Source organism: Polaromonas sp. P1_G4 (genome assembly GCF_056405475.1).
Window position 1 is genome coordinate 1 of the sequence record NZ_JBFUCA010000531.1, and the last position, 2,808, is coordinate 2,808.

4 protein-coding genes and 1 pseudogene are annotated in these 2,808 nt (G+C 63.4%); all 5 read left to right on the forward strand.

The features are described from left to right. Nucleotides 1–252: GTP cyclohydrolase I (locus AC1D1X_RS20005; RefSeq protein ID WP_477698984.1), on the forward strand; the 252-nt coding region annotated here is incomplete at its 5' end. 2 nt (nt 253–254) lie between these two features. After that, complete coding sequence (locus AC1D1X_RS20010; protein ID WP_348045618.1) at nt 255–677, forward strand: BLUF domain-containing protein; 423 nt, start codon at nt 255–257, stop codon at nt 675–677. 26 nt (nt 678–703) lie between these two features. After that, nucleotides 704–1,585: an EamA family transporter gene (locus tag AC1D1X_RS20015; protein ID WP_477669813.1), complete on the forward strand. Its 882-nt coding sequence runs from the start codon at nt 704–706 to the stop codon at nt 1,583–1,585. 19 nt (nt 1,586–1,604) lie between these two features. Further along, on the forward strand, nt 1,605–2,423 hold the full coding sequence (locus tag AC1D1X_RS20020) for a DUF429 domain-containing protein (protein WP_477669812.1): 819 nt from the start codon (nt 1,605–1,607) through the stop codon (nt 2,421–2,423). Nucleotides 2,424–2,606: 183 nt separating this feature from the next. Further along, nucleotides 2,607–2,808 (forward strand): annotated as a pseudogene (locus AC1D1X_RS20025) (thermonuclease family protein); the annotation flags it as partial.

Genomic DNA, 2,808 nt, shown 5'->3' on the forward strand with positions numbered 1-2,808 from the left:
CGCCTGGCCGAATGGGTCATGGGCCGCCCGCAGATCCAGGAAGAGGCGGTGGTGCAACTGGCCGACCTCATCATGGAAAAAACCCAGCCCGACGGCCTGGCCATCGTGATGGAGGCCAGCCACTACTGCATGGCCTGGCGCGGCGTCAAAGACATGGACAGCAAGATGATCAATTCGGTGATGCGCGGCGTCTTCCTGAAAGATTCGACATTGCGCCGCGAGTTCCTCGCATTGATCCCGCAGAAAGGCTAACCATGTTGGTACGTTTACTTTACGCAAGCCGCGCGGTCGACACGAGCCCCGAGGCCATCGAAGGCATCCTCTCGCAATCGCGCCAGCACAACCCCTCGTCAGGCATCACCGGCATCCTCTGCTACGGCGGTGGCATCTTCCTGCAGGCCATCGAAGGCGGCCGCATGGCGGTCAGCGAACTGTTCGGCCACATCCAGCAGGACGCCCGCCACAAGGATGTGATCCTCCTGCACTTCGAGGAAATTTCCGAGCGCCGTTTTGGCGGCTGGACCATGGGCCAGGTCAACCTGTCCAAGCTCAACCATTCCATCCTGCTTAAATACTCCGAAAAAGCCGAGCTGGATCCTTACTCGGTGTCGGGCAAGGTGTCGTTCGCGCTGCTCGAAGACCTGATGGCCACCGCCTCCATCTGCGGCAGGGTTTGAGGCCTGCGTACCGCCAGGCCTGACGCGTGTCTTTAGGCGCCCTGGCCCTCGTACTCCTCGCCGGACTGATTCACGCCAGCTGGAACATCGCCGCCAAGAAGGCGGGCGGTGATGCCCGCTTTGCCGCTTTTACCGGCCTGGTGCTGCTGGTGGCGTGGGCGCCGCTGGGCATCTGGTTCGGCATTGCCGAGCTGCCGCGCTGGGGTTGGGCGCAATGGCTGCTGCTATGTGCCAGCGCCGTGCTGCACACCGTCTATTACATCGTCCTGTTGCGTGGCTACCGCAAGGCGGACCTCACCGTGGTCTATCCGCTTGCGCGGGGCTCGGGGCCGCTGCTGTCGTCGCTGGCCGCCATCTTGCTGCTGGGCGAGCAGATTTCCGCGCTCGGTGTTGCCGGTATCGCGGGTGTCGTGGGCGGCGTGTTTCTGGTCGCCGGTGGGCCGGGCCTGTGGCGCGCCTCGCACGACCCGGCGCAGCGCCAGCGGGTGCGCAAGGGCATGGTCTATGGCTTGCTGAGCGGCGCCTTTATCGCCAGCTATACCGTCGTCGATGGCTATGCGGTCAAGATCCTGCTGATGTCGCCGATCCTGGTGGATTACATGGGCTGCCTGCTGCGCATGGTGGTGCTGGCACCCGCCTTGCTGCGCGACCCCGCTGCGGCCAGGGTGTTGTGGAAGCAGCAATGGAAGTACGCGGTGTTTGTCGGCGTCGTCAGCCCCGTGTCCTATGTGCTGGTGCTGTACGCCATGCAGACAGCGCCGCTTTCGCATGTGGCGCCTGCGCGCGAGGTGTCCATGTTGTTTGCCGCGCTGATAGGCGGCCATCTGCTGGGTGAGGGCGACCGTGCCTTACGTCTGATCGGCGCCGCCTGCATTGCGGCGGGCGTGATGGCGCTGGCGCTGGGCTGAGACCGTGATTGAGGCAGCGATGACAGTGCCCTTGTTGCTTGGCTGCGATTTCTCCAGCAGCCCGACCAAGAAAAAACCCATTGTTTTAGCCCTCGGGTCTATGTTTCATGGGCGCTGCGTGCTATCAAAAATAGAGCGGCTGGAGTCCCTGGCGGCGTTCGGGCACTGGCTGCAACAGCCCCAGCCCTGGCTGGGCGCGTTTGATTTTCCATTTGGCCTGCCGCGTGAACTGGTGGCGCACCTGGGCTGGCCGCTGCAGTGGGAAGCCTGCATGCGCCACTATGCGGCCTTGAGCCGCGAAGACATCCGGAGCACCTTTGCCGCCTTCTGCGACGCGCGGCCAGTGGGCGGCAAGTTCGCCCATCGTGCCGCCGACGGCCCGGCCGGCTCCAGCCCCTCGATGAAATGGGTCAACCCACCCGTGGCCTACATGCTGCACGCCGGTGTGCCGCGTTTGCTCGCGGCGGGCGTGCACTTGCCCGGCCTGCATGACGGCGACACCCAACGTGTGGCGCTCGAAGCTTACCCGGGCCTGCTCGCGCGCGAGGTGCTGGGCAGCCGCTCTTACAAAAGCGACGACAAAGCCAGGCAGACGCCCGAGCGGCTGATTGCACGCAAGGACCTGATCACCGCGCTGGAGAACGGCCAAACGCGTCTGGGGCTGCGCCTCAAGGTCAGCCACGCGCAGCGCGACCTGCTGGCCGACGACGCCAGCGGCGACAGCCTCGATGCCGTGCTGTGCCTGATGCAGGCGGCCTGGGCGGCCCAGCAGGGCGCTCCCCGCTACGGCTTGCCGGTGGACATGGACACGCTGGAAGGATGGATCGTTACAGCGTGATCAGGGCAGGAACGAGGCTGTTTATTTGTACAGTATATTCAGAGCTTCTCTGCTCCTCTTTAATGCGCGCTGGCGACGACAGCAGAAAAAACGAAGCTGACGATCTTCAATGTTTATCAAGATTTCTGCCTCCAGGTCAATATTGGCGGGCGCAAGCAGCTATTAATTTAGTAGCAAATTAACGTGACGAAAAATTCCGCAGTCAAGTCCGTGGGCGTGTTCTTTCTGGTGGCACTCATGCATGGGGGTGTGTCGGCGCGCACGGCCTCGCCTCCCATCGCGGCCTGGCCCGGAATCGTCACCTATGTGGTTGATGGCGACACCGTCCGGGTGCGTCCGATAGCGGGGGGTAAACCGGTCAGCATTCGTATCCAGGGTATTGATG

Coding starts and splice junctions, on each gene's coding strand:
- AC1D1X_RS20010 (WP_348045618.1), top strand. CDS start 255: ATGTTGGTACGTTTACTTTACGCAAGCCGCGCGGTCGACACGAGCCCC.
- AC1D1X_RS20020 (WP_477669812.1), top strand. CDS start 1,605: ATGACAGTGCCCTTGTTGCTTGGCTGCGATTTCTCCAGCAGCCCGACC.